The 21,490-nt window shown below is 62.6% G+C and carries 18 protein-coding genes; 6 read left to right on the top strand and 12 right to left on the bottom strand.

The genetic code is table 11. The features are described 5' to 3' along the window. Positions 1-70: 70 nt before the first annotated feature. The 6 genes from I6L39_RS15520 to I6L39_RS15495 form a co-directional block, all read right to left on the bottom strand. Positions 71-643: a hypothetical protein gene (locus tag I6L39_RS15520; protein ID WP_216990151.1), complete on the bottom strand. Its 573-nt coding sequence runs from the start codon at positions 641-643 to the stop codon at positions 71-73. 18 nt (positions 644-661) lie between these two features. After that, positions 662-1,501 (bottom strand): hypothetical protein, encoded by an 840-nt coding sequence (locus tag I6L39_RS15515; protein WP_216990150.1) that lies wholly within the window; start codon positions 1,499-1,501, stop codon positions 662-664. Positions 1,502-1,636: 135 nt separating this feature from the next. Next, on the bottom strand, positions 1,637-2,227 hold the full coding sequence (locus I6L39_RS15510) for a hypothetical protein (protein WP_216990149.1): 591 nt from the start codon (positions 2,225-2,227) through the stop codon (positions 1,637-1,639). 738 nt (positions 2,228-2,965) lie between these two features. Then, the gene (guaA, locus tag I6L39_RS15505) at positions 2,966-4,555 is read right to left on the bottom strand and encodes a glutamine-hydrolyzing GMP synthase (protein ID WP_042075534.1); all 1,590 of its coding nucleotides are present in this window, start codon (positions 4,553-4,555) and stop codon (positions 2,966-2,968) included. An 84-nt stretch (positions 4,556-4,639) separates the two neighbouring features. Then, complete coding sequence (gene guaB / locus I6L39_RS15500) at positions 4,640-6,103, bottom strand: IMP dehydrogenase (protein ID WP_042075533.1); 1,464 nt, start codon at positions 6,101-6,103, stop codon at positions 4,640-4,642. A gap of 273 nt (positions 6,104-6,376) precedes the next feature. Beyond that, positions 6,377-6,994, bottom strand: a complete 618-nt coding sequence (locus tag I6L39_RS15495; RefSeq protein ID WP_254203664.1) for a YitT family protein — start codon at positions 6,992-6,994, stop codon at positions 6,377-6,379. A gap of 299 nt (positions 6,995-7,293) precedes the next feature. On the opposite strand from I6L39_RS15495, the gene I6L39_RS15490 reads away from it, so the two are divergent. Beyond that, entirely contained in the window at positions 7,294-7,503 is a 210-nt protein-coding gene (locus tag I6L39_RS15490) for a hypothetical protein (protein WP_216990147.1), read from the top strand. 131 nt (positions 7,504-7,634) lie between these two features. On the opposite strand, the gene I6L39_RS15485 is transcribed toward I6L39_RS15490, so the two are convergent. Further along, on the bottom strand, positions 7,635-10,841 hold the full coding sequence (locus I6L39_RS15485; protein WP_254203663.1) for an alpha-amylase family glycosyl hydrolase: 3,207 nt from the start codon (positions 10,839-10,841) through the stop codon (positions 7,635-7,637). Positions 10,842-11,259: 418 nt separating this feature from the next. Here I6L39_RS15485 and I6L39_RS15480 point away from each other — a divergent pair, with 418 nt between their 5' ends. The 5 genes from I6L39_RS15480 (at position 11,260) to xseA (ending at position 15,740) form a co-directional block, all read left to right on the top strand. Continuing rightward, positions 11,260-12,033 carry an energy transducer TonB gene (locus tag I6L39_RS15480; RefSeq protein ID WP_216990146.1) on the top strand — a complete coding sequence of 258 codons (774 nt, stop codon included), beginning with the start codon at positions 11,260-11,262 and terminating at the stop codon, positions 12,031-12,033. Positions 12,034-12,036: 3 nt separating this feature from the next. Beyond that, the gene (locus tag I6L39_RS15475; protein WP_216990145.1) at positions 12,037-12,792 is read left to right on the top strand and encodes a MotA/TolQ/ExbB proton channel family protein; all 756 of its coding nucleotides are present in this window, start codon (positions 12,037-12,039) and stop codon (positions 12,790-12,792) included. Next, positions 12,792-13,214, top strand: a complete 423-nt coding sequence (locus I6L39_RS15470; RefSeq protein ID WP_216990144.1) for a biopolymer transporter ExbD — start codon at positions 12,792-12,794, stop codon at positions 13,212-13,214. The genes I6L39_RS15475 and I6L39_RS15470 overlap by 1 nt, the downstream gene beginning before the upstream one ends. A gap of 146 nt (positions 13,215-13,360) precedes the next feature. Continuing rightward, positions 13,361-14,269 (top strand): DMT family transporter, encoded by a 909-nt coding sequence (locus I6L39_RS15465; RefSeq protein ID WP_216990143.1) that lies wholly within the window; start codon positions 13,361-13,363, stop codon positions 14,267-14,269. Between the two features lie 184 nt (positions 14,270-14,453). Then, positions 14,454-15,740: an exodeoxyribonuclease VII large subunit gene (gene xseA, locus I6L39_RS15460; RefSeq protein WP_254203783.1), complete on the top strand. Its 1,287-nt coding sequence runs from the start codon at positions 14,454-14,456 to the stop codon at positions 15,738-15,740. Positions 15,741-15,816: 76 nt separating this feature from the next. Here xseA and hutW read toward each other — a convergent pair whose 3' ends face one another. From hutW to tyrR, 5 genes are all read right to left on the bottom strand, one after another. Continuing rightward, positions 15,817-17,187 carry a heme anaerobic degradation radical SAM methyltransferase ChuW/HutW gene (gene hutW, locus I6L39_RS15455; protein ID WP_216991815.1) on the bottom strand — a complete coding sequence of 457 codons (1,371 nt, stop codon included), beginning with the start codon at positions 17,185-17,187 and terminating at the stop codon, positions 15,817-15,819. A 259-nt stretch (positions 17,188-17,446) separates the two neighbouring features. After that, on the bottom strand, positions 17,447-17,935 hold the full coding sequence (locus tag I6L39_RS15450; RefSeq protein ID WP_216990141.1) for an OmpA family protein: 489 nt from the start codon (positions 17,933-17,935) through the stop codon (positions 17,447-17,449). A gap of 32 nt (positions 17,936-17,967) precedes the next feature. Then, entirely contained in the window at positions 17,968-19,209 is a 1,242-nt protein-coding gene (locus I6L39_RS15445) for a diguanylate cyclase (protein ID WP_216990140.1), read from the bottom strand. Beyond that, entirely contained in the window at positions 19,206-19,751 is a 546-nt protein-coding gene (locus tag I6L39_RS15440; RefSeq protein WP_216990139.1) for a YfiR family protein, read from the bottom strand. The genes I6L39_RS15445 and I6L39_RS15440 overlap by 4 nt, the downstream gene beginning before the upstream one ends. Before the next feature lie 191 nt (positions 19,752-19,942). Beyond that, complete coding sequence (gene tyrR / locus I6L39_RS15435) at positions 19,943-21,490, bottom strand: transcriptional regulator TyrR (RefSeq protein ID WP_209792035.1); 1,548 nt, start codon at positions 21,488-21,490, stop codon at positions 19,943-19,945.

The raw sequence follows: 21,490 nt of genomic DNA, 5'->3' as shown, positions 1-21,490 counted from the left end.
CAAGAACATTAACGCCTTGTGTGTCCATAATTTTGGTTTATATAACCTAGCGGCGACATTAAACGACCGGTTATACATGAATAATGCTGTATTGGTAGTGAAATGGCTCTGGAGGGCGCTGAGCCCATTCGCCATAAGCAGTAACCTCCATATAGATTTGACCATACTCATGATGGTCATGCTCCATTTCCAACACTCTAACCCAATGTTCATCAGGAAGGATGAGAAAGACTTCTTCAGGGGGGAGAGCAAGTTCACTTGATTGAATTCTCCACTCCCTTTCCCACGAGAAATCTACGGGAGGCACCCTATCTGGTTCATACCTCACATGGCGCCATGCGTGCCCTGCTGGAAGAGAGTAGTACTCCTGTTCTGATTGGTAAATTACTGGTCTGCCACCTTGCTGGAATAACCACTTTTTAGAAACTCTTACTCCAAACGGTTTGTATTTTCCTGCTATCGCATGAAACTTATCCTGAGGGGCTTCAGTAAAACAGATGCAGGTGTGGCCACCCTTTATATGGCCATTGCCACCAAGCAGTTTCTGCTCAAAAACTATACTCCGAAGAGTGTCGAATGCTTCTTCGTAAGTTTCACCTTTTGTCCAATGGACAAGGAATTTTGAGATGTCGTCTCTTGGCATATGTTTGTATATAAGGTTTCAAGAACCGATGGTGTTTACGCTGTCCATGCCACTTGACTTTTTAGTTTTCTCCTGCAAGTTCTTTGGTTCTGTTTCTTTAAGCTCAAGTGCTGAATAGCCATATTGAACAGCTTGAAAAAGCGAGAACAATACAGCGATAAAGCCAAGCGCCTTAATTGTTGGAAGTTCAAGAAAAGTATTTACCTTAGCTCCCCAGTTTTTATTATGAACAATCACCTTATTTTGTTGCAGAAGATAATACATGTGCTGAAACCAGTAAGCTTTGCACATTGTTGATTTATGGAGCTTCACATATTCTTTGGCCGCAAAAGCCTCTACCTCTTCTTTTCCCGTTAATCCATCTCGGTGCTCCCCATCATTTAGCTTCATAAAGCTGGCCATTCTAGGGTGCTCTACGCAGTTCTTCCCGTATACAGAAAGTATCAATGAAGATAAATTAAACTTTTTAGAATCTGGAATTCTTTTCCCATCTTCTCCCGATAGGACCTTATAACGATGAATCAAAGCCTCGAAACCATAATTTATGTTGGACATGTTCCAATGTAACCAGTATCCACCATCGTTATCTGAGAGAAACGAAAAAAACTGCGCCAGCATATCTCGTTCTAGATCATCGTAATGTCGATCGATATCATCACGAGGAATCTTTCTGATTTCTGCAATCAAATGAATTGAAAAGCTATGCATCGTTGAACTACCTACGTGCAACACTGCAATAGATGTGATTCTCGGAGAGTAATTTTCATTATTATCGTTTAGGTTCTGGCATGAATAATGAACGATAAACAAACTTTGTTCGTTTTCATGTAGCTTTTTTAATGTCACTTTAGCGTTCAATTAAAACTCCAATCTCAAATTTAAAACTAATTCTACAACCAACGGCGAGTACAAAGTAGTGAAGCAAGCTCAGCCCGGAGTGTTTTTGTCAGGCTATGTTGGGATGCCTTGTTTAGCTTTATTTTAATTCTTATATTATTCGATTGAAATCGCATTTTCTCTTTGTGCCTCTAACATATCTATCACTTTGTCAGCTGCGAGGACATAATCCTGAGCGGCGCCAACAGTAGGCTTAACCCTTGCGTGCGCCACGCGGTTCCTAAGCTCATAAAGCTCCATAACAAGGCTTTTAGTTTCTTCAGAGAGCAAATCAGAAAAGACTATTGATCTATATACGCTTCTAGTATGCTCTAAAGGGTCAACAACCAAGCCAGTTTGCTTGCCCAAGCGAAACAGCGCCCCATCTACTCCCGTCCAGGCCTCTATAATCATTCCCGCAGGGTCATTTCTAGCACCAATTAGCTTGGCTATTGCCTCCTTCTCTTCTGTAGGCTTTTCTACCTTTATAGAGCTTCCTTTCAGAAATTGGACAGAAAGCTTTTTTGAATTGGCAAGAACTTGCCTAGCTTCCATTTCAAATTCTGCCTCGACTGGGCCAGCCTTCAACTTTCTAAGGTACGGAATTAAAATCGATATTTGACGACGGAATACTAGCCCTAAGATTAGAACGACTATAGGCCAAACAAGCGAATCAATAACTTTACTAGTAAACGTCAACCAATCCATTTATCTGGCCTTTTTCCTGCCCTAGCACTGATGGAGCTTATCAGTGATTAGATTGAATGTGGTACTAATCCAAGTAAGGACAGTGATGCACTTGCACCACTACAGCATCCGTACAGAATAGTCCTGTTAGTTATGGGTTCACTATTTCATGTGCTTCCATCCACTGAGGCCCCTACTGACACTCGGCGTGCCGCACCATTCCCGAATAACAGCAAAGCTACCGCAGGGCAGCCTCCAGTTTGCTGCCTTTGGCCCATGTGGTATCTCTGATCTGGTTCATAGGTGACTCCAGAGAGGCCATACCCAGACGGCTATCCTAGCGAGTGAGAGAAACAAGAAAAAGCGGAAGGTGGGCATTTCCCAAGCCAGATCAAGAAATGACCCCGTCTTGGGGGGGGCGCATCAGCCACTCGCATCACCCTCTTGCATCAAGATGGGGCATCCAAACGGCGGGTATCCGGCTCCATTACCCACATGGCAACTGCGGACAGGGGTTGCTCCCCCTCCCCTGTCTGGAAAAACCGTAGCCTGCCGCCCTATGTGGACGCGATAGATGAGGCTCTGCCGATCGACTCGGGCACTCACCGCGACAACGTTGGCAACAGAGCCCTCACCCCCTGCGCCAGGGACAAAATTTTCTCGCAAACGATTGGAAAAAGAAAAGGCGCCTCAAGGGCGCCTTTTTGACAGTTTTGCGTGATCGGCAGTAAGGGCGTTAACCGCTTATTCCCACGCCTTTTATTCCCATTCAATGGTTGCGGGCGGCTTGCCGGAGACGTCGTACACCACGCGGGAGATGCCGTTGATCTCGTTGATGATGCGGTTCGACACGTGGCCGAGGAAGTCGTACGGCAGGTGAGCCCAGTGGGCGGTCATAAAGTCGATGGTCTCGACGGCGCGCAGGGCAATGACCCAGTCGTACTTGCGGCCATCGCCCATGACGCCGACGGAGCGCACCGGCAGGAAGACGGCGAACGCCTGGCTGACCTGGTTGTAGAGGTCGGCCTTGCGCAGCTCTTCGATGAAGATGGCGTCAGCCTTGCGCAGCAAGTCGCAGTACTCTTTCTTCACTTCGCCCAGCACGCGCACGCCCAGGCCCGGACCCGGGAAGGGGTGACGGTAGAGCATGTCGTAGGGCAGGCCGAGTTCGAGGCCGACGCGGCGCACTTCGTCCTTGAACAGCTCGCGCAGCGGCTCCACCAGACCCATCTTCATCTCTTCCGGCAGGCCGCCGACGTTGTGGTGAGACTTGATGACGTGGGCCTTGCCGGTCTTGCTGGCAGCGGATTCGATGACGTCCGGGTAGATGGTGCCCTGGGCCAGCCACTTGGCGTTCTTGAGCTTCTTGGACTCGTCGTCGAACACTTCGACGAAGACGCGGCCTATGGTCTTGCGTTTGGCTTCCGGCTCGTCGATACCCGCGAGGGCGGAGAGGAAGCGCTCTTCGGCGTCGACCTTGATGATGTTCAGGCCGAAGTGATCGCCGAACATGTCCATCACCTGCTGGCCTTCGTTCAGGCGCAGCAAGCCGTTGTCGACGAAGACGCAGGTGAGGCGATCGCCGATGGCGCGGTGCACCAGCATGGCGACCACGGAGGAGTCCACGCCGCCGGAGAGGCCCAGGATCACCTCGTCGTCACCCACCTGCTCGCGAATGCGGGCGACGGCGTCGTCGATGATGGTGGCCGGGGTCCAGAGGCACTCGCAGCCGCAGATGTCCTTGACGAAGTGCTCCAGCATCCGGGCACCCTGACGGGTGTGGGTCACTTCCGGGTGGAACTGCACGCCGTAGAAGCGCTTGGCTTCGTCGGCCATGGCGGCGTGGGGGCAGGTCGCGGTCTGGGCGATGGTGGTGAAGCCAGCCGGGATCTCGGTGACCTTGTCGCCGTGGCTCATCCAGACATCCAGCAGGGCATTGCCGTTGTCGGCAATGGCGTCTTCGATGTTGCGCAAGAGCGCGCTGGTCTTGCCGGAGTGGCCCAGCACTTCGACCTGGGCATAGCCGAATTCACGCAAGTTGGAGGACTGCACCTTGCCGCCGAGCTGCTCGGACATGGTCTGCATGCCGTAGCAGATGCCGAACACCGGCACGCCGGCGTTGAACACGTACTCGGGGGCGCGCGGGCTGCCCGCCTCGGTCACGGATTCCGGGCCGCCGGAGAGGATGATGCCGCTCGGGTTGAACTCGCGGATCTGCGCTTCGGTTACATCCCAGGCCCACAGCTCGCAGTAGACGCCGATTTCACGGACGCGACGGGCGATGAGCTGGGTGTACTGGGAACCGAAATCCAGGATAAGGATGCGGTGGGCGTGAATGTCTTTAGTCATTTTATTCCTGCATCAGGCTGATGTTGTCACAAAAAGCACGGGATAAAAAAAGGGTGGAAAAACGGGGCGCAGGGCCCCGTCTTATCAGCCCATCCGGTAGTTGGGGGCTTCTTTGGTAATGGTCACGTCGTGAACGTGGGACTCTTTCATCCCGGCGCCCGAGATGCGCACGAACTCGGCCTTGGTGCGCATGTCGTCGATGGTCGCGCTCCCGGTCAGACCCATGGAGGAGCGCAGGCCGCCCATCTGCTGGTGGATGATCTCCTTGAGGCGGCCCTTGTACGGCACGCGCCCTTCGATCCCTTCCGGCACCAGCTTGTCGGCGGCGTTGTCGGTCTGGAAGTAGCGATCGCTTGAGCCCTTGGACATGGCGCCCAGGGAGCCCATGCCGCGGTAGGACTTGAAGGAGCGGCCCTGGTAGAGCTCGATCTCGCCCGGCGCCTCTTCGGTACCGGCAAACATGGAGCCCACCATGACGCAGCTCGCACCGGCGGCGATGGCCTTGGCCACGTCACCGGAGAAGCGGATGCCGCCATCAGCAATCACCGGCACGCCAGTGCCTTCCAGGGCGTCCACGGCGTCGGAGATGGCGGTGATCTGGGGCACGCCCACGCCGGTCACGATACGGGTAGTACAGATGGAGCCGGGGCCGATACCGACCTTGACGGCGTTGACGCCCGCTTCCACCAGCGCCTTGGCACCGGCGCCGGTGGCCACGTTGCCGCCGATGATTTGCAGGTCAGGATAGGCTTCACGGGTCGCCTTGATGCGATCCAGCACGCCCTGGGAGTGGCCGTGGGAGGAGTCAATCAGCAGCACGTCCACACCGGCTTCCACCAGGGCGGCGACGCGCTCTTCGTTGCCGGCACCGGCACCGACGGCGGCACCGACCCGCAGGCGGCCACGCTCGTCTTTACAGGCGTTGGGCTTGCGCTCGGCTTTCTGGAAGTCCTTCACGGTGATCATGCCCTTGAGCTTGAAGTCGCCGTTGACCACCAGCACCTTCTCGATGCGGTGCTTTTGCATCAGGGCCACCACCTCTTCACGAGGGGCCCCTTCACGCACGGTCACCAGACGATCCTTCTGGGTCATGATCTGTTCGACGGTCTGGGAGAGATCGATGACGAAGCGCACGTCACGGCCGGTGATGATGCCCACCAGCTGGTTGCCGTCAGTCACCACGGGGTAACCGGCGAAACCGTTCTTGTGGCTCAGCTCCTTGATCTGGGCGATGGTCATGTCAGGGCGCACGGTAACGGGGTCGCTGACGACGCCACTCTCGTACTTCTTGACCTTGCGCACTTCGGCAGCCTGCTGCTCGATGGACATGTTCTTGTGAATGAAGCCGATACCGCCTTCCTGGGCCAGTGCGATAGCCAGACGGGCTTCGGTCACTGTGTCCATGGCAGCGGAGATCATCGGGATATTCAGCGAGATCGCAGACGTGAGCTTGGTACGCAGGTCGGCGGTATTGGGGAGAACAGTGGAGTGGGCTGGAACCAACAGTACATCGTCGAAGGTCAGCGCTTCTTTGGCAATCCTGAGCATGGCAATATCTCACCGTTGAGGAGTGGGGGTGTAAAATATTGCCGACAAATTTTACTCATGCATTGGCCGGTGGTAAAGAAGTTTTTTGAATTTTTTATGGCGTAGCCCGATTTAATAGGACCAACAGGGCAAAAAACCAATAAATTCAGCCGTAACCATGCCGTTTTCCACGACAAGATGATCTTTTTTGCCGTTGAGCCCCTTTCTGCCTCCAATCCCTCGCAACGGCATTTTTCCGCATGCCCCTCCCCTTGCCCCCGCACAGGCTCGCCCTCAGCTTCCCTGGTAACGACCGGGCTTGTGCCAGTTCATCAGCATGGCGTTCATGGCGAGCGCACTTAAGGTGGACCAGAGCAGCAAAGAGAGCGGCAGGGTGAGCAGGGAGAGCGCGAACACCAGCACGTCCAGCACCATCTGGCTCTTTCCCGCGTTGATGCCGGTGCGCCGCTGCAACCAGAGCGTCACCACGCCGATCCCCCCCACCGAGGCGTTGTGGCGCGCTAGAGAGAGCACCCCCATCCCGAGGAAGGTGCCTCCCACCAGGGCCGAGAACAGGGGGTGGACATAGCTCACCGTCAGGAGCAGCGGCACCGCCTGGGTCGCTGCCGAGAGGGCGACGTTGACGATCAGCGTCTTGACCATGAAGGACCGCCCCATGGTGACGTAGCCAAACACCAGAAAGGGCAGGTTGGCCAGGAAGAAGAGCACCCCGATGGGCAGGCTGCTGACATGGGCGAGCAGCAGAGCGATGCCCGCGATGCCGCCGGTGATCATGCCGGCGCACTTGAGCAGGTTGAGCCCCACGGCGATAAACATGACGCCGAGCACCATGCCGTAGACATCGTCCTTGAGGGTGTGGGCCAATCCCTTGTCCACAGCCGCTGGCTGCATGGTCATTTCACCTTCCATATGACTCCTTAACACGAATCGATTGTGGCGTCCGATGCCCGAATACCAGGCCGCTCCGGCACGGATGGCGGCGGCGCATTCACCCCGCTGGCACCCGCCCCCGGCCTTGCGGCCCCCTGCCCCTGATGTCGCCATCATGGGGATGACAAGTCACAGCAAAAAGAGCGCCAATCAAAACAAGAGTCCGCGATACCATGAAAAATCGAATTTAAATTCCGTACAGCCAACAAAAAACAGATTGATCATGCCGGCCCCGGGATCGGCCCCCATGCCGGATCAGCATGTTCAGCCAATTAACCAAAAAACATGTCGTGGTCCTTCCTGAACAGCCCGTTTATTCGGTGGATAATGCCGATGGAATGCCACTTTACAGCATGGATGATGCCCATCATGGGGGAGCCATGGGGGCGATATGGCGTGTTTCTGCGGAATTGGGCTCAAGGGCAAATGACAAGGAATTGCACCATATCAGGGCAAGAGCACTAAAATAGTGCATCCCGGTGCCGTGCGCTTGCCTCGCCCGACACGACCTGCGCCTGCTCTCATCCCCCCGCTTCATGCCTCGGCGCCATAAAAAAGTCGGCCCGAAGGCCGACTCGCTGCACAGGGCGACGGCGTTTCCTTACTTGAGGTATTTGCCGTCCACCCCCACCTTGCCCGGGCCATTCAGCACCCAGACTCGGGCCGAATAGGCGGGCACCTGGAAGCTCAGGCTGCCGTTGCTGACGCTCTGGCTCGCGCCGGTCACCGCGTCCGTGTAGGTGCCGTTCTTCAGGCCGCTCAGGCTGATCTGCTGGGCCGCGTTGGCCGCGAGGCCCACGGCGGCGTAGCTGCCTTCGGCGCTCAGATCACGCACGAAGCTGATGCCGCTGCCCCACTCGTTCACCTGGCTCATGGGCGCCTTCTGCAGGGCGGGCACCGCCTTGCGGATCTGGTTCAGGCGCTTGATGTGCTGGTAGAGCGGGTGGCTCGGGGTGGCCGGGTTGTCCAGCACATCCCCGTAGTAGGCACGACCGGTCTGATCCACCGTCATGGTGGCCCCGTCGATGTCCTGGGGCTTGCCGGCCTGGAACATCACCTCCTCCCCGTAGTAGAGGGTCGGGATCCCCCGCGCCGTCCAGAGCAGGTTGTAGGTCATGGCCGCATTGCCCTCTTCCCCGCCGTAGCGGTACTTGAAGTCATTGTCCGGCCCCACGTCGTGGTTCTGGAAGAAGGTGATGAGCTTGGTGGCATCCCCATAGATCCAGTCCATGGCGAAAATCCCCCCTACCCCGCCAAAGTTCCCCCGGGTGACGTTGTCACGGAAGGTGGAGAAGAGGGAGAAGTCCAGCACAGAGAGGCCCGAATCGCCCCCTGCCCGGGGATCCGCCGGGTTCGGCGTGGTGCGGGTATACCACCAGGGGCGGATCACCGCCGAGGCGTTGTCATTGGCCAGCTCAGAGCCCCAGCCGGTGCCCTTGACCAGGTTCTCGCCAAAGACGAACAGCCCCGGCTTGTGGGCCTGCCAGTCGTGGACATAGGTCAGCAGCTCGTCCCGCTCGATGTGTTTCAAGGTATCGATGCGAATCGCGTCCACCCCCATGTCGAGGTACTGGCGGATGGCGCCGTTGAGGTACTCCTTGACGTTCTGGTTGCCGGTGGCGAGATCGATGCAGTCCCCCGCCATGTGCTTGCGCTGCAGGGCGAGCGGGCTCTCCCAGTCACCGCCGGACATGAAGCCGTCCAGGTGATACCAAGCGGGATCCAGGGTCTGGGCGTCGATGCCGAAGAAGCGGTTGGGGTTGTAGCCTGCGCTCGGCACTGTGGCGCCGGTCTTGGGGTCCACCAGGGGCTGGGTGCCCGCCGGATCGGACTGGCAGCGGGCCTTGTACCAGTCGGGGGCCGCCGGGTTGTCGTCGTCACAGCGGTTGGCGCTGGCGTAGTCCCCGAGGTTGCCCTGATAGGGGCCGTTGTTGATGAGTCCCTGGCTCGACCCCGCCGGTACGTAGTATTTGACGGGCAGGCGATCGATCCAGGTCTTGCCGCGCAGGCCGTACTGGCTCGAGTGGTTGAGCACTACGTCCTGGATCACCTTGAGCCCCTTGGCGTGGGCCGCCTGGATGAACTCCCGGTAACCCGCCCCCGGCGACTCCAGACGGGGATCGACCCGGTAGAAGTCGTAGGCATGGTAGCCGTGGTAGTCGAGGCCGGAGCGGTTCTCCACCGGCGGCGTCACCCAGATGGCGGTGAAGCCGAGATCCTTGATGTAGTCGAGCTTGGCGATCAAGCCCTTGAAGTCGCCGCGCCAGTGGGGATCCCCCGCCTTGTAGCGATCCCGGTTATGGTAGTTGTTGCCGGCATCACCGTCATAGAAGCGGGCGGTCAGCAGGAAATAGATGCTCTCGGCGCGAAAATCGCCGCTCGCCACCCCCTGCTCGCCGATACGGTACTCGAAGCGCTGCTCGCGCTGATTGCCGCTGGCGTCGATGGCAAGGGTGCGGATCACCAGATCGGTGCCGCTCCCCTTGTCGCTCGCCACCAGGGGCTGGCCTGCATAGCGGGCCGATGCCGTGGTGGGCTGGCTGCCGTCCGTGGTGAAATGCACGGCGGGAGCGCTGTCCTGATCGTCGCTCACCCCCAGGGTGATGGACTGGCTGTCCACATAACTCCCCGGGGCCGGGGTGGCCGTCACCGTGGGGGCCTGCAGATCGGCCCCGGCCAGCGTCTCCACCTCGATGGCCTTGCGCAGGCTGTCAAAGCAGATGCGATAGCTGGTGTTGGCGCTGACCAGGTAATCCTGGGCCGGATACGCCTCGGTCCAGTCCCCCTTGTGGTCAATCTTGAAGCGGGGGTTGTTGCTGCCAAAGGCCTGCTCGGTGCAGAAGGTGGTGCCATCCTCGCTGATCATGGGGGTGAGCCCCCAGTTGTTGGCCGTGCCCCGGAAGTACCAGCTGTCGCCGCTCTGTCCTGCCCCGACCACCACGCTCACGCTGCTGCTGCCCTTGGCACCCTGATCGTCGGTGACCGTGAGGCCATAGGTGAAGGTGCCGGTCTGGGTAGTGTTGACGACCATGCTCTCCGTGGTCTCGCCGCTGCTCCACAGATAGCTCGCGATCTGGCCGTCGGGATCCGTGGAGTCGCTGCCGCTCAAGGTCAGGGACGCCCCCTGGGTCACGTTCACCGTGCCCCCCGGGGTGATGACCGCGAGAGGCGGCTGGTTGTCATCCCCAAGTGGGGTGATGCTGTAGGCCAGGGTCTGGTCGTTGACCTGGATGCGCACCGTGCCCACGGCGTTCAAGAAGATATCGCCGCCACTTTTCTCCAGCACGCCGTCGCCGTTGCTGTCGCCAAAGTTGACGGCCCAGTCGCCAGCCTGATCAAACTTGAGGCGCTGGCTCGCCTTGCCATCCATGTAGGCGTCCACCTGCCACAGGTGATCCCCTACCAGGGTCATGGGGAGGCTGGCCCAGCCGTTGAAGGTGCCGCGCACGTTGAGTTGCGGCAAGGTGCTGGCAAACCCCGAGGCCTCGCAACTGGCCACCGCCGTCGCGCTCACCGCCTGGGTGCTGGCGTTGATGCGGATCTGGTACGCCGTGTTGGCATTGACCCCGTAGTCGGCCGCCGGGTAGCTCTGCTGCCAGTTGCCGTACCTGTCTATCTTGAAACGCGGGCCGCCGCTGGCATCCCCGCTCACGAAGCGCTGGCAGGTATCAAAATTGACGCCGTCCGTCGACGTCATGGCGGTCGCCGCCCATCCATTCGCGGTGCCCCGGAAGAACCACTCCGCCGCCGTGCTCGGCGCCGTGATCAGGGTTCCCAACAATCCGGCCGCGAGTATCCATCTAGCCATTGATAGTCCTTTATTCTCATTGTTTATGTGTGATGCCGGTGTGTCTCGGCATTCCCCCATCCGCAACGTCCCGCCTTCAGATGAGCCCGACCAGTCTAGGGAATGGACTGGCCATTTTTTGGCCTCGGAGTGCGAAATGTGACCGCCATCGACCTCGAGGTAGGCTGTATGTGATTGATAGCGCTTTCATTTCTGCCCACTCAGCCTCTGTTCGGCCCAGGCTGCCCACCTGTGCCCAGCGTGCCTGTCGCTCCGCCGTCAGCAGCCTCAATCTCGGCATTGGCGATTAAAACGCGATTGATAATGTTTCTTGTTTGATGGGTGCAGGGTGGCGCATGCTGAGCACCACGGGCCGGCCTCGGCGCCATTTCATAAGACATTTGAGTACGAAGATGACAGTCAGGAAGGAAGCAGGCAGATGAACGCCAGTGCAATGAGACCGGCCATCGCCCGCGACAAGATGGCATTTGGCCCCGTCCAGCTCGCCTGCCTGAGCACCGCCCTGGTCCTGCACCTCGCCATCCTCTGGCTGGTGCAGGAGAGCCGCCCCGCGCCCATGACGCCGCCCGAGCCCCTCACCCTCTCCGCCCGCTGGGCCGGGGAGTCGAGCCGGGATGACGCGCCGGCCAAAGCCGCAGCGGCTCCCGCCCGGTCCCCTGCTATCAACAAGCCTGCGCCGGTGCGGCAGAAGGTGGTCAGGCCCGTCGTCAAGAAGCCAGCTCCCAAGCCGGTACCCAAGGCGCCGCCCAAGCCCAAACCCCTTCCTGAGGTCAAACCCGCCACCCAGGCCCAGCCTGGGGTGCCCCCCGTTGCAACCACCGCACCGGCCACGTCCACATCCAATAGCCAGAGTGCCAACAGCCACAGCGCCCCGGCCAAGACCCGGCAGACCGGGACCAGTGGAGGGAGCAGCGCCCCCATCGCCCGGGATGCCAGCTTGCACAACCCCGAGCCTCCCTATCCTCCTGAGTCGCGCAGACGAGGTGAAGAGGGTCGCGTGGTGCTGAAGGTGCGGGTCAGCAGGGAGGGCTCGGCGGAGTCGGTCGAGGTCGAACGCAGCAGCGGTCATCGGCGCCTGGACATGACGGCCCGCAGGACCGTCAGCCGCTGGCGCTTCATCCCGGCCCGGCAGAACCAGGTCGCCGTCGCGGACTGGGCCAGGGTCACCATCATTTTCAAGCTAGGAACCTGAACCATGAATCCGGAAGTCGACACCCACGCCATGGGCATCGCCCACCTGCTCAGCCAGAGCTCCGGGATCGGGCTTGTCCCGCTGATCCTGCTGGTGCTGATGTCACTTGGCACCTGTTATTACGCCCTGCTCAAGCTCTGGCTCGGGGCTCGCGAACAGCGGCACAGCGCCCGCTTCATCGCCGACTTCTGGCGGCAGGAGAGTCTGCACGAGGTGGAGCGCCAGCTCGCCCGCACGCCGCCGCAAGAGAGCCATGGCCGCGTGACCCGTGCAGCCCTCGCCGCCATGGCCCAGTTGGGCCGGATGCAGGAGCGCCCCCCCACCCTTGCGCTGGGCTCCCCCGACGATTTTCTGCTGCGCGCCCTGCGCCAGGCCATCACGGCCGAGCGGATCCGCCAGGAGCAGGGTCTGGCCTTCCTCGCCTCCGTGGGCTCGGCGGCCCCCTTCGTCGGGCTCTTTGGCACCGTCTGGGGCATCTATCACGCCCTGCTGGCCATAGGGGCCGCCGGCCAGAGCAGTCTGGACAAGGTGGCAGGGCCGGTCGGCGAGGCGCTGATCATGACCGGCTTCGGCCTCGCCGTCGCCCTGCCGGCGGTACTCGTCTACAACTTCTTCGTGCGTCGCAACCGTCTCACGCTGGCGGCTCTCGACGACTTTGCCCATGACCTCTTCACCCTGCTGGTGACCGGGTTTGCGCAAGGCTCCGCCAAGGTCACCCCGCTCGCCACCGTCGAGTCCGTCAAGAGGGGACCGCGATAATGGCTTTTGGCAAACTGCCGGGTGAGTCGGACGATCAGCCACTCTGTGAGATCAACATGATCCCCATGATCGACGTCATGCTGGTGCTGCTCATCGTCTTCATGATCACGGCCCCCCTGCTCACCAACGCGGTCAAGCTCGAGTTGCCCGAGGCCAGCAGCCAGGCCAACCAGCCCAGGCAGGAGGACGTGGTGCTCTCCATCGACGGGGCCGGCAAGATCTACTGGAACGCCAAGGAGGTCGACGAGGCGACGCTGCTCACCAGGATGAGCGAGGCCGGCCAGGCCAAGCCAGAGGTTCCCGAGATCCAGCTGCGCATCGACAAGCGCGTGGAGTACGGCGTCATCGCCCGGGTGATGGCCCAGTCCTCCCGGCAGGGCCTGCACAAGATCGCCTTCGTCAGCCAGCCCGGGGACGAGTGACGGCGGCGCAAAGGGCAAGGCATCACCCGGGGGGTGCCTTGCTTGTCTTTCGCCTTGACCCTGAGGTTGCCAGAGACGGGCAGGCCCTGCATGATGCAAAGCCTGCCCGCCACCATGGCGCGGCCCGCCATGTCAAAGGAGAGAGCATGAGAACATCGGATTATGGAAGGCTGCTGGCACTGGCGGCCATCTGGGGCGCCAGTTTCCTGTTCATGCGCATCGCGGCGCCGGCCTTCGGCTCGATCAACACCACCTTCCTGCGGGTCTTCTTCGCCCTCGTCGGGCTCGCCGCCATGCTCCTGCTGCTGCGCACCCCCATGCAGTTTCAGGGCAAGCTCAAATCCATCATGGTGCTTGGCATCATCAACTCCGGCGTCCCCTTCCTGATGTATGCCGTGGCGGCCCTCTGGTTGCCCGCGGGTTATTCCGCCATCCTCAACGCCACCACGCCCCTGATGGGGGCCCTCATCGGCTTCTACTTCTTCCACGAGGTGCTGACCTTGCGCAAGTGGGTCGGGGTCATGCTGGGGCTGGTGGGCATCGGGCTCACCACCACCACGGGGGAAGTCGACCTGAGCGGTCAACTGGCCATCGGGGTGCTGGCCTGCCTCATCGCCACCGCCTGCTATGGCTGCGCCGGCTTCCTGACGAGGCGCTGGGTCACCGAGCGGGGGGGCCTGGACGCCAAACTGGTGGCCTTTGGCAGCCAGATCGGCGCCGTCCTATTCCTGCTCCCCTTCTTCGGCTACACCCTGGCCACCGGCCCCGCCGTCGACTGGGCCCAACCCGGGGTCTGGGCCAGCGTGCTGGCGGTCGGCTTCCTCTGCACCGCCTTCGCCTACCTGCTCTACTTCAGGCTGATCGCCGACATCGGCCCCCTGCGAAGCCTCACTGTCACATTCCTCATTCCGCCGTTCGGCATCCTGTGGGGCTATCTGGTGCTGGGCGAGACCCTCACCGGCGGCTTCGTCCTCGGCGGCGCCGTGGTCTGCTTCGCGGTCTGGCTGGTGGTGAGCCCCGCCAGAGCCGCCAAACCGGCCAAGGCACAAGCCTAGGCTCCGCGTCATCTGCCGGACCCATGGCTCGGCAGATGGGCGCAACTGGGGTAAGATGACCCCCATCGTTTCTCCCGCCCCGGCGGACACCACAGCAGGGCCAGCCTTGAATCACCTCGAACCCGCCAGTCAGAGCAGACAACAGCAGATCTTCACCGTCACCCGCCTCAACAGCGCCGTGCGCATGATCCTGGAGCAGGATCTCGGGCTGGTGTGGCTCACCGGCGAGCTCTCCAACCTGGCGATGCCAAGTTCCGGCCACTGGTACTTCTCCCTCAAGGACATGTCGGCCCAGGTGCGCTGCGCCATGTTCAAGGGCAACAACCGCCGGGTGCCGTTCCGTCCCCAGGATGGCATGCAGGTGCTGGTGCAGGCGCGAGTCTCCCTCTATGAACCCCGGGGCGACTACCAGCTCATCATCGAGAGCATGCAGCCCGCCGGGGATGGCATGCTGGCCCTGCGCTTCGAGGAGCTCAAGCGCCGCCTCGGGGCCGAAGGGCTCTTTGACGAGGGCCGCAAGCGCCCGCTCCCCCGCGAGCCCCGCGCCGTGGGCCTCGTCACCTCGGCCACCGGCGCCGCCCTGTACGACATGCTGACGGTGCTGGGGCGCCGGGCGCCAGACCTGCCCGTCTTTATCTACCCGACCCAGGTGCAGGGCAGCGCCGCCACCGCCCAGATCGTCGCGGCCATTGCCCTGGCCAATCGCCGTGTCGAGGTGGATGTGCTCATCGTCGGGCGCGGCGGCGGCTCCCTCGAAGATCTCTGGTGCTTCAACGAGGAGGCGGTGGCCCGCGCCATTGCCCACTCCACCATCCCGGTGGTGAGCGCCGTGGGCCACGAGGTGGACGTCACCATCAGCGACTTTGCCGCGGATCTTCGCGCCCCCACCCCCTCCGCCGCCGCCGAGCTGGTGGCCCCGGACAGAAGCGCCCGCGCCCAGCGCCTGGTGCACCTGCACCAGCGGCTCACCCAGGCCATGACCCGGCATCAGACCGCCGCCCGCCACGGCTTCGTCCTGCTGCAGAAGCGGCTCGATCATCAAGATCCCAAGCGCCGGCTGGAGCAGCAGTCCCAGCGCCTGGACGAGCTCGACCGCCGGTTGCAGCAGTTGCTGGCAAGCCGCCTCCATCTGGGGGAGCGACGCCTCGCCAACCTCGAGCTGCGCCTGCAGGCCCAGAGCCCGGAGAAGCACTTGGCAGCCGGGAAGCGCCGCCATCAGCTCGCCGAGGAGCGGCTCCACGCCCTGATCGCCAGGCGCCGGGATCTAGCGAGCCACCGCCTCGCCATGCTGAGCGCACGCCTCGACGGGGTGAGCCCCCTGGCCACCCTGGGACGCGGCTACGCCATAGTGCGCACCCCGTCCGGCGAGGTGATCAGCCGAGCCGGCCAGGTGAGTGCCGGCCAGCCCCTGGTCACCACGCTTGCAGAGGGGCAGCTGCGAGTGCGGGTGGAAGAGGTCGACAACGGCTGACGAAAAACGGGGGCACAGTGGCGCCCCCGTTTTCGTCATCCCCTCTTTGCCAGGATCCGGCCGCCTGCCCGCAAGCTCACGCCAGCGAATGGCGCACGGCCTGCGCCGGATGGGCGGGGGTCGTCTCCGACCCTGCCAACGGATTGCGCTGCAGATACTCAAACAGCCCCGCCTGCAGATTGACGTTCCAGAAACGCCCCGCCAGGGTCAGCGCCAGGGTCTCCCCGGTCAGCTCGGCCAGGCCATGCTGCTGCCAGCGTTCAAAGAGCGGCAACAAATGCGCCCGCAAAGGGGATGGCAAGCGCCCGAGGACAAGCCATCCGGTGTCGAGCGCCCCGCGCAGCAGCCCGTCGAGGCGGGCATCCGGATTGGGCCTCATCACCATGCCGGGGGCGCGCACACACGCGGCCAGCGCCGCGTGCCAGGCGGCCAGATCCCGGCCATACATCAGGCCGTGGCCCAGCACGTTGCCTCCCGCTCCCGCCCCGAACGGGAGGATCTCGGCGCCCCGCTTCGCCATCTGGTTGTAGTGGCTCTGCTCGGCATCGCTTCGCCGCCAGTGGCTGCAGGAGAGCCGCTGCCATCCGGCCGCCTCCAGGGTGCTGGCGCCATGGGCATACATGGCGGCCCGTTGCTGCCCGTCCGCCGACCATCCCGCCTTGCCCCCGGCTTCGGCGCGCGCCAGGTTGGTGCCCGCCATGGGGATGAGCTGATAGAGATCCACCCCGTGCACGCCGCTCGCCATCACGTCCGCGATGTCCTGACGCCAGACGGTGTCGTCCTGACCGGGCAGGCCGAAGATGAGATCCGCGACGATGACGGCCTCGTCGCCCCGGGTCAGCGCCCCCAACCGGGCGAGCAGGGTCTCCCTGTCGTCGAAACGGCCCGCCTGCCGGCGCACCCCGGTATCGAAGCTCTGCACCCCGAACGAGAAGCGGTTGAAGCCCCCCGCCAGGGCCGTCTGCCACTTGGCGTCATCGAAACCGTTGAGCCGTCCCTCCAGGGTCAGCTCCGCATCCAGGGTCAGGGGGAAGGCGCGGATCGCCTCGCCGAGGCGCGCCAGATCGGCCACCGCCATGTCGGTCGGCGTGCCGCCTCCCACATAGACGGCCGAGAAGGGCTTGCTCTGCGCGAGCGGTGTCTTCGCCGCCCGGCTCAGCTGGTCACACAGGGCCGCCACATAGCGGCTCATGCGCGTCGGGTTGGCGCCGTTTTCGAAGAAGTTGCAGAAGCTGCAGCGCTTGCGGCAGAACGGAATGTGGATGTAGAGCGCCCGCTCCCCGGCCTCGCTCTCCCGCTGCCACCAGGCGTGCCAGCCTGCATCGTCGAGCATCAGCGGCCCCCCGCCGCCCCGGCTGGCGTGGGCAGAGGTCTTGGCGGTAAAGGCGAATCTGAGGGGATCCGGGGTCGCAAGCCCGGTCATGGTCGGGGTCAGCAGGGGTGTCATCACGAGGGGCTACCATCTGGAAATAATGCAAATGATAACGAATATCAATTGAGCCTTACTTGTGCTGGATCAAGCCCAGGGCACGGGACTCGTCTCCCCGATCCTGTCAGCCGGCAAGCCATGGGGAGTACAAGCGTCGAAGGGGCATGGGTCGGGGCGAGAGGGCCACTCCCCGCCAGGAGAGTGGTGGCACACACGCAGTCGGACTGACAGAAACGGGATCCCGGCGGGATCGTGACGCCGACGCAGGGTTGGGGGTTCAGTCGTTGCCGATGATGATGGCGACGCGGCGATTCTCCGCCCGTCCGGCGGCGGTGCCGTTGTCGGCGATGGGCGCCTCTTCACCGCGGCCGCGGATATCCAGGTTCCCTTGGGGCATCCCCACCGACATCAGGACGTCGGCCACGGACTGGGCCCGCTTCAGCGAGAGCTGCTGATTGTAGGCGGCTTCGCCGTTGGAGTCGGTGTGGCCGTCAACTCTGGCCCGGTTCAGTCCCACGCCGATGAGGGCCTTGCCGAGTCGCTCCACCACCTGACGAGTCTGGGGATTGAGGGCCCCGACATTGTTGGCAAACAACACCTTGTTGGAGATGTCCAGGGTCCAGCCCTCGTCGGTCAGGTGAAAGCCCTGCTCCTTGAGGGTGGCGACCTGCTCCGCCGTGAGCCCCTGCGGCACGCTCTGGCATGCGGCCAGCAACGTCAGCAGCAGCGCGACAAGCCCCGTTTTGATCGGGTTCAAAATGGTCATTGTTATCATCCTTACACTAATTCGGTTCAACTTCACGTGGCTCTCTTGTGCTCTCTCCCCTCCTCCTTCCGTTGTCGTTTGGCTTGATACATGGCGTCGTCGGCGCACTGCAACAGGGCGTCCGCCGTCTCCCCCTGCTCGGGATAGAGGGCAGCGCCCATGCTGATGCCCACCCCCAGATGGCGGCCGTCGCTCAGGACCACAGGGGTGCTCATCGCCTGCTGGATCCGCGCCATGACCTCATGCACCTCGCTATCTCCCCGAACTGGGGCGAGCAGGATGACGAACTCGTCCCCCCCGAGGCGACACACCAGATCCAGCGGCCTGAGCTGGTGCTGCACCCGACGCGCCAGCGCGATGAGCACCTCGTCCCCGATGCCGTGGCCCAGGTTGTCGTTGATCTGCTTGAAGCGGTCGCAATCGAGATAGATCAGGGCGAAGCGCTCCTGCTGGGTGCTGCCCGCCTGGATGGCCTGCCCCAGGCGCGCCTCGAACAGGGCGCGGTTGGGCAGGCCGGTGAGGGCGTCATGGGTCGCCCGGTGCAACAGGCTGGCGTTCTCCCGCTTCTGATGGGCCTGCCAGGCCTCCAGCTCGTCGAGCAGGGAGTTGAAGTCCTCCCCGAGCTCGTGCAGTTCGGCAATATTGGCCGCCGGCACCCGCTGCTTGAGGGCGCGCTGGCGGCTGACGTTGTAGGCGACCTCGGTCAGGGCCTTGAGGGGGGCCGTGATGGAGCGCTGCATGCGGCGCGCCACATGGAGCGCCCCGAGGATGCTGAGCAGCAGGCACACCAGGGTCGCCAGCAGGGTTTGCAGCAGGAAACGCAACAGGAACTGCCCGTGGCCGACCAGGTGCACCCGGGCTATCTCCCGGTGCTCCCGCACCATGGGCTGCACCACGGGCCCCGGCAGGATGAGGCGGGCCAGGTGCTGCTCCAGGCTGGTCCAGGGGGTGGTGATGTCCCGGCGCCAGCTCGCCAGCACCTGGCCATTGGGCAGCAGAATGCTGGCGCTGGCCACATCTTCCCGAGAGGTGATGGCCTCCAGGGCGTCCTTCGCCGCCTCCTCGTCATCGAACACCACGGCCGCCTCGGCGGTATAGCTGATGGCCCGCGCCACCAGCTTGAGGTTGTGATCCGCATAGAGGCGCAGCGCCAGCAGTGCCGTGACGGTCAGGAACAGGCCCGCCATGCAGACGGCGGTCAGGGAGATCATCATGTGGGTGCGTCCCAGGCTCTGGCGCAGGGTGAGCCTCTGGCCTGCGTACGGGATCCTCATCGCGGATCCTCGTCTGCCCGTGCGAGTTTGAGCACGGCCGGGTGCACCCGCACGCCGCTGCGGGCGAGCGCATCCAGGTTGACCCGAAAACGCACCCGCTCCCCTGCCTGCAGGCAGAAGACAGCGTCGGCGATGCACTCGCGGCTCTGCTCGCTGATGCTGAGGATGGCGTGCCCCCGCAGCCGCTCGAACAGGGAGAGGCGCTGCTCCGAGGTCAGGATCCCCAGATAGATGACGTCGCAGCGCCGGGTAAGCGCCTCGTCGTCGAACTCGTAGCGATGTACCTCCACCGGACGCCCGTTGGCCTGGCGGTCTATGGCGAGGAGCGATGCCGCGTACTCCGTCGGAGCCGTGATGCAGACCTGCAGCCGGGCAGGCTCGCTGGGCCAGCGGGTATAGCTGAGGATGTCGAGCACCGTCTGGCGCACCATGTCGCTGCGCACCTCGGCCGAGGTGGCGGCCACGGCGGCGTTGGCCAGCACCAGCATGCAGACCAGCGGCACCAGCCACGTCAATATCCGGATGAAACAAAACAACTGCATGATGCCCGCGCTTATGTTCACGCCGGCGCCGGAATGGGCCGACGCCCATGAAGGGTGTGCCTGAAGGGGAGTCGCACCGAGCTTACCAGCCGGAGGGCCGAGCCCCATCCGTATACGCACAGGGTGCGTCACCCCGTGTCGCAACGGCGCCCCCGAGGGGCAGGACAGTCCTCCGGCAGGTCGCGCCGAGGCTACTTCTTGCCAATCCCGTATTCGCGCAGCTTGTTGGCGATGGCGGTGTGGGAGACCCCGAGCCGTTTGGCCAGCTGGCGGGTGGAGGGAAATGCCGGGTAGAGCCGCTCCAGCAGCCGGCTCTCGAAGCGTTTCACCGCCTCGTCCAGCCCCCCCTCGAACCACTCGTCGATGAGCGGCATGGCATCGGCCGCCACCGGCAGATCCACGTGCTCGGGGCCGAGCTCGTCCCCTTCCAGCAGTGTCATGGCACGGTAGAGGCAGTTGCGCAGCTGGCGCACGTTGCCGGGCCAGCGGTAGGCGGTCAGGTATTCGGCCATGTTGCGGGTAAAGCGCGGGCGGGGGCGCTGCAACTCGCTGGCGAAGCGGGCGACGAACTGCTGGGCCAGGGCCATGATGTCCGCCTTGCGCTCGCGCAGCGGCGGCAGGCTGAGGCTCAGCACGTTGAGGCGATAATAGAGGTCTTCCCGGAACTTGCCCTCGTGCACCAGATCCAGCAGCTGCTTCTGGGTGGTGCAGATGAAGCGCACGTTGACCCTCACCTCCTGCTCGTCCCCGACCCGGCGGAACACGCCGTCCTGCAGTACCCGCAGAAACTTGGTCTGCAGATGGGGGGACATGTCGCCGATCTCGTCCAGCATCAGGGTGCCGCCGCTCGCCAGCTCCAGCACGCCGCGCTTGCCCTCGGTGTTGTTGCCAAAAGCGCCTGGGGCATAGCCGAACAGCTCGCTCTCGGCCACGTTGTCCGGCATGGCGGCGCAGTTGAGCGCCATGAAGGGGTGGCTGGAGCGCAGGCTGGCACCGTGACAGGCGCGGGCCAGCAGCTCCTTGCCGGTGCCGGTCTCGCCCACGATGAGCAGGGGGGCATCCTGCATCGCGAGCTTGGCCGCCTGGGCCAGCACCTCTTTCATCTTGGGGCTCTCGGCCTGCAGATGCTCGAAGCCGCCCACCTCCACCGCGTGCAGGGCGCTGAAGTGCATGCCGACCCGGCGGGCGGACTTGAGCACCACCACGGCGCCGGCCAGGGCCTGCCTGCCCTTCTCCTCGGCCACGAAGAGCGGCATCAGATCCCCGAGGTACTCCTCGCCGCCGAGGCTCAGCTTGCAGGTCTGGGGCTTGATCTCGCTCGCCTCCAGCCAGCGGGTGAAGGAGAAGCCCTTGACCAGGGAACCGAGCGCCACGCCGCGCACCTCGTCCACCGACAAGCCGAGGGTGGTGAGGGCCGCCTGGTTGGCCTGGGTCACCCGCCCCTTGCTGTCGAGGGAGAAGACCAGATCCGGCAGCGCCTTGAGCAGGGCCTCGATCTCGTGGTGCTCCCGCTCGGAGGGCATGTAGGGGATGGTCTTGACGTCGTAGACCCCGGGAATGCGGCGGATCTCCGGCATCAGGTGCTGGAAGTCGCGAAACTCCAGCTCGGGAAAGTTGAGATAGATGATGCCTGAGGTATCGATTTCGATGCCGCGCAGATCGATGTTGTGCTCCACCAGTCGGTCGAGCAATTCCCGGGTCAGGCCCAGACGGTCTTCACAGCTGACTTCAAGACGCAT

It is taken from the genome of Aeromonas sp. FDAARGOS 1409 (genome assembly GCF_019048705.1).
Classification (GTDB): Bacteria; Pseudomonadota; Gammaproteobacteria; order Enterobacterales; family Aeromonadaceae; genus Aeromonas; species Aeromonas sanarellii.
This window is presented reverse-complemented; position numbering and strand designations above follow the sequence as displayed.

Bases quoted from the DNA above. Each gene is read 5' to 3' on its own strand.
- I6L39_RS15520 (WP_216990151.1), bottom strand. From the start codon at position 643: ATGCCAAGAGACGACATCTCAAAATTCCTTGTCCATTGGACAAAAGGT.
- I6L39_RS15510 (WP_216990149.1), bottom strand. From the start codon at position 2,227: ATGGATTGGTTGACGTTTACTAGTAAAGTTATTGATTCGCTTGTTTGG.
- guaA (WP_042075534.1), bottom strand. From the start codon at position 4,555: ATGACTAAAGACATTCACGCCCACCGCATCCTTATCCTGGATTTCGGT.
- guaB (WP_042075533.1), bottom strand. From the start codon at position 6,103: ATGCTCAGGATTGCCAAAGAAGCGCTGACCTTCGACGATGTACTGTTG.
- I6L39_RS15495 (WP_254203664.1), bottom strand. From the start codon at position 6,994: ATGCAGCCAGCGGCTGTGGACAAGGGATTGGCCCACACCCTCAAGGAC.
- I6L39_RS15490 (WP_216990147.1), top strand. From the start codon at position 7,294: ATGTTCAGCCAATTAACCAAAAAACATGTCGTGGTCCTTCCTGAACAG.
- I6L39_RS15485 (WP_254203663.1), bottom strand. From the start codon at position 10,841: ATGGCTAGATGGATACTCGCGGCCGGATTGTTGGGAACCCTGATCACG.
- I6L39_RS15480 (WP_216990146.1), top strand. From the start codon at position 11,260: ATGAACGCCAGTGCAATGAGACCGGCCATCGCCCGCGACAAGATGGCA.
- I6L39_RS15475 (WP_216990145.1), top strand. From the start codon at position 12,037: ATGAATCCGGAAGTCGACACCCACGCCATGGGCATCGCCCACCTGCTC.
- I6L39_RS15470 (WP_216990144.1), top strand. From the start codon at position 12,792: ATGGCTTTTGGCAAACTGCCGGGTGAGTCGGACGATCAGCCACTCTGT.
- I6L39_RS15465 (WP_216990143.1), top strand. From the start codon at position 13,361: ATGAGAACATCGGATTATGGAAGGCTGCTGGCACTGGCGGCCATCTGG.
- xseA (WP_254203783.1), top strand. From the start codon at position 14,454: ATGATCCTGGAGCAGGATCTCGGGCTGGTGTGGCTCACCGGCGAGCTC.
- hutW (WP_216991815.1), bottom strand. From the start codon at position 17,187: ATGACACCCCTGCTGACCCCGACCATGACCGGGCTTGCGACCCCGGAT.
- I6L39_RS15450 (WP_216990141.1), bottom strand. From the start codon at position 17,935: ATGACCATTTTGAACCCGATCAAAACGGGGCTTGTCGCGCTGCTGCTG.
- I6L39_RS15445 (WP_216990140.1), bottom strand. From the start codon at position 19,209: ATGAGGATCCCGTACGCAGGCCAGAGGCTCACCCTGCGCCAGAGCCTG.
- I6L39_RS15440 (WP_216990139.1), bottom strand. From the start codon at position 19,751: ATGCAGTTGTTTTGTTTCATCCGGATATTGACGTGGCTGGTGCCGCTG.
- tyrR (WP_209792035.1), bottom strand. From the start codon at position 21,490: ATGCGTCTTGAAGTCAGCTGTGAAGACCGTCTGGGCCTGACCCGGGAA.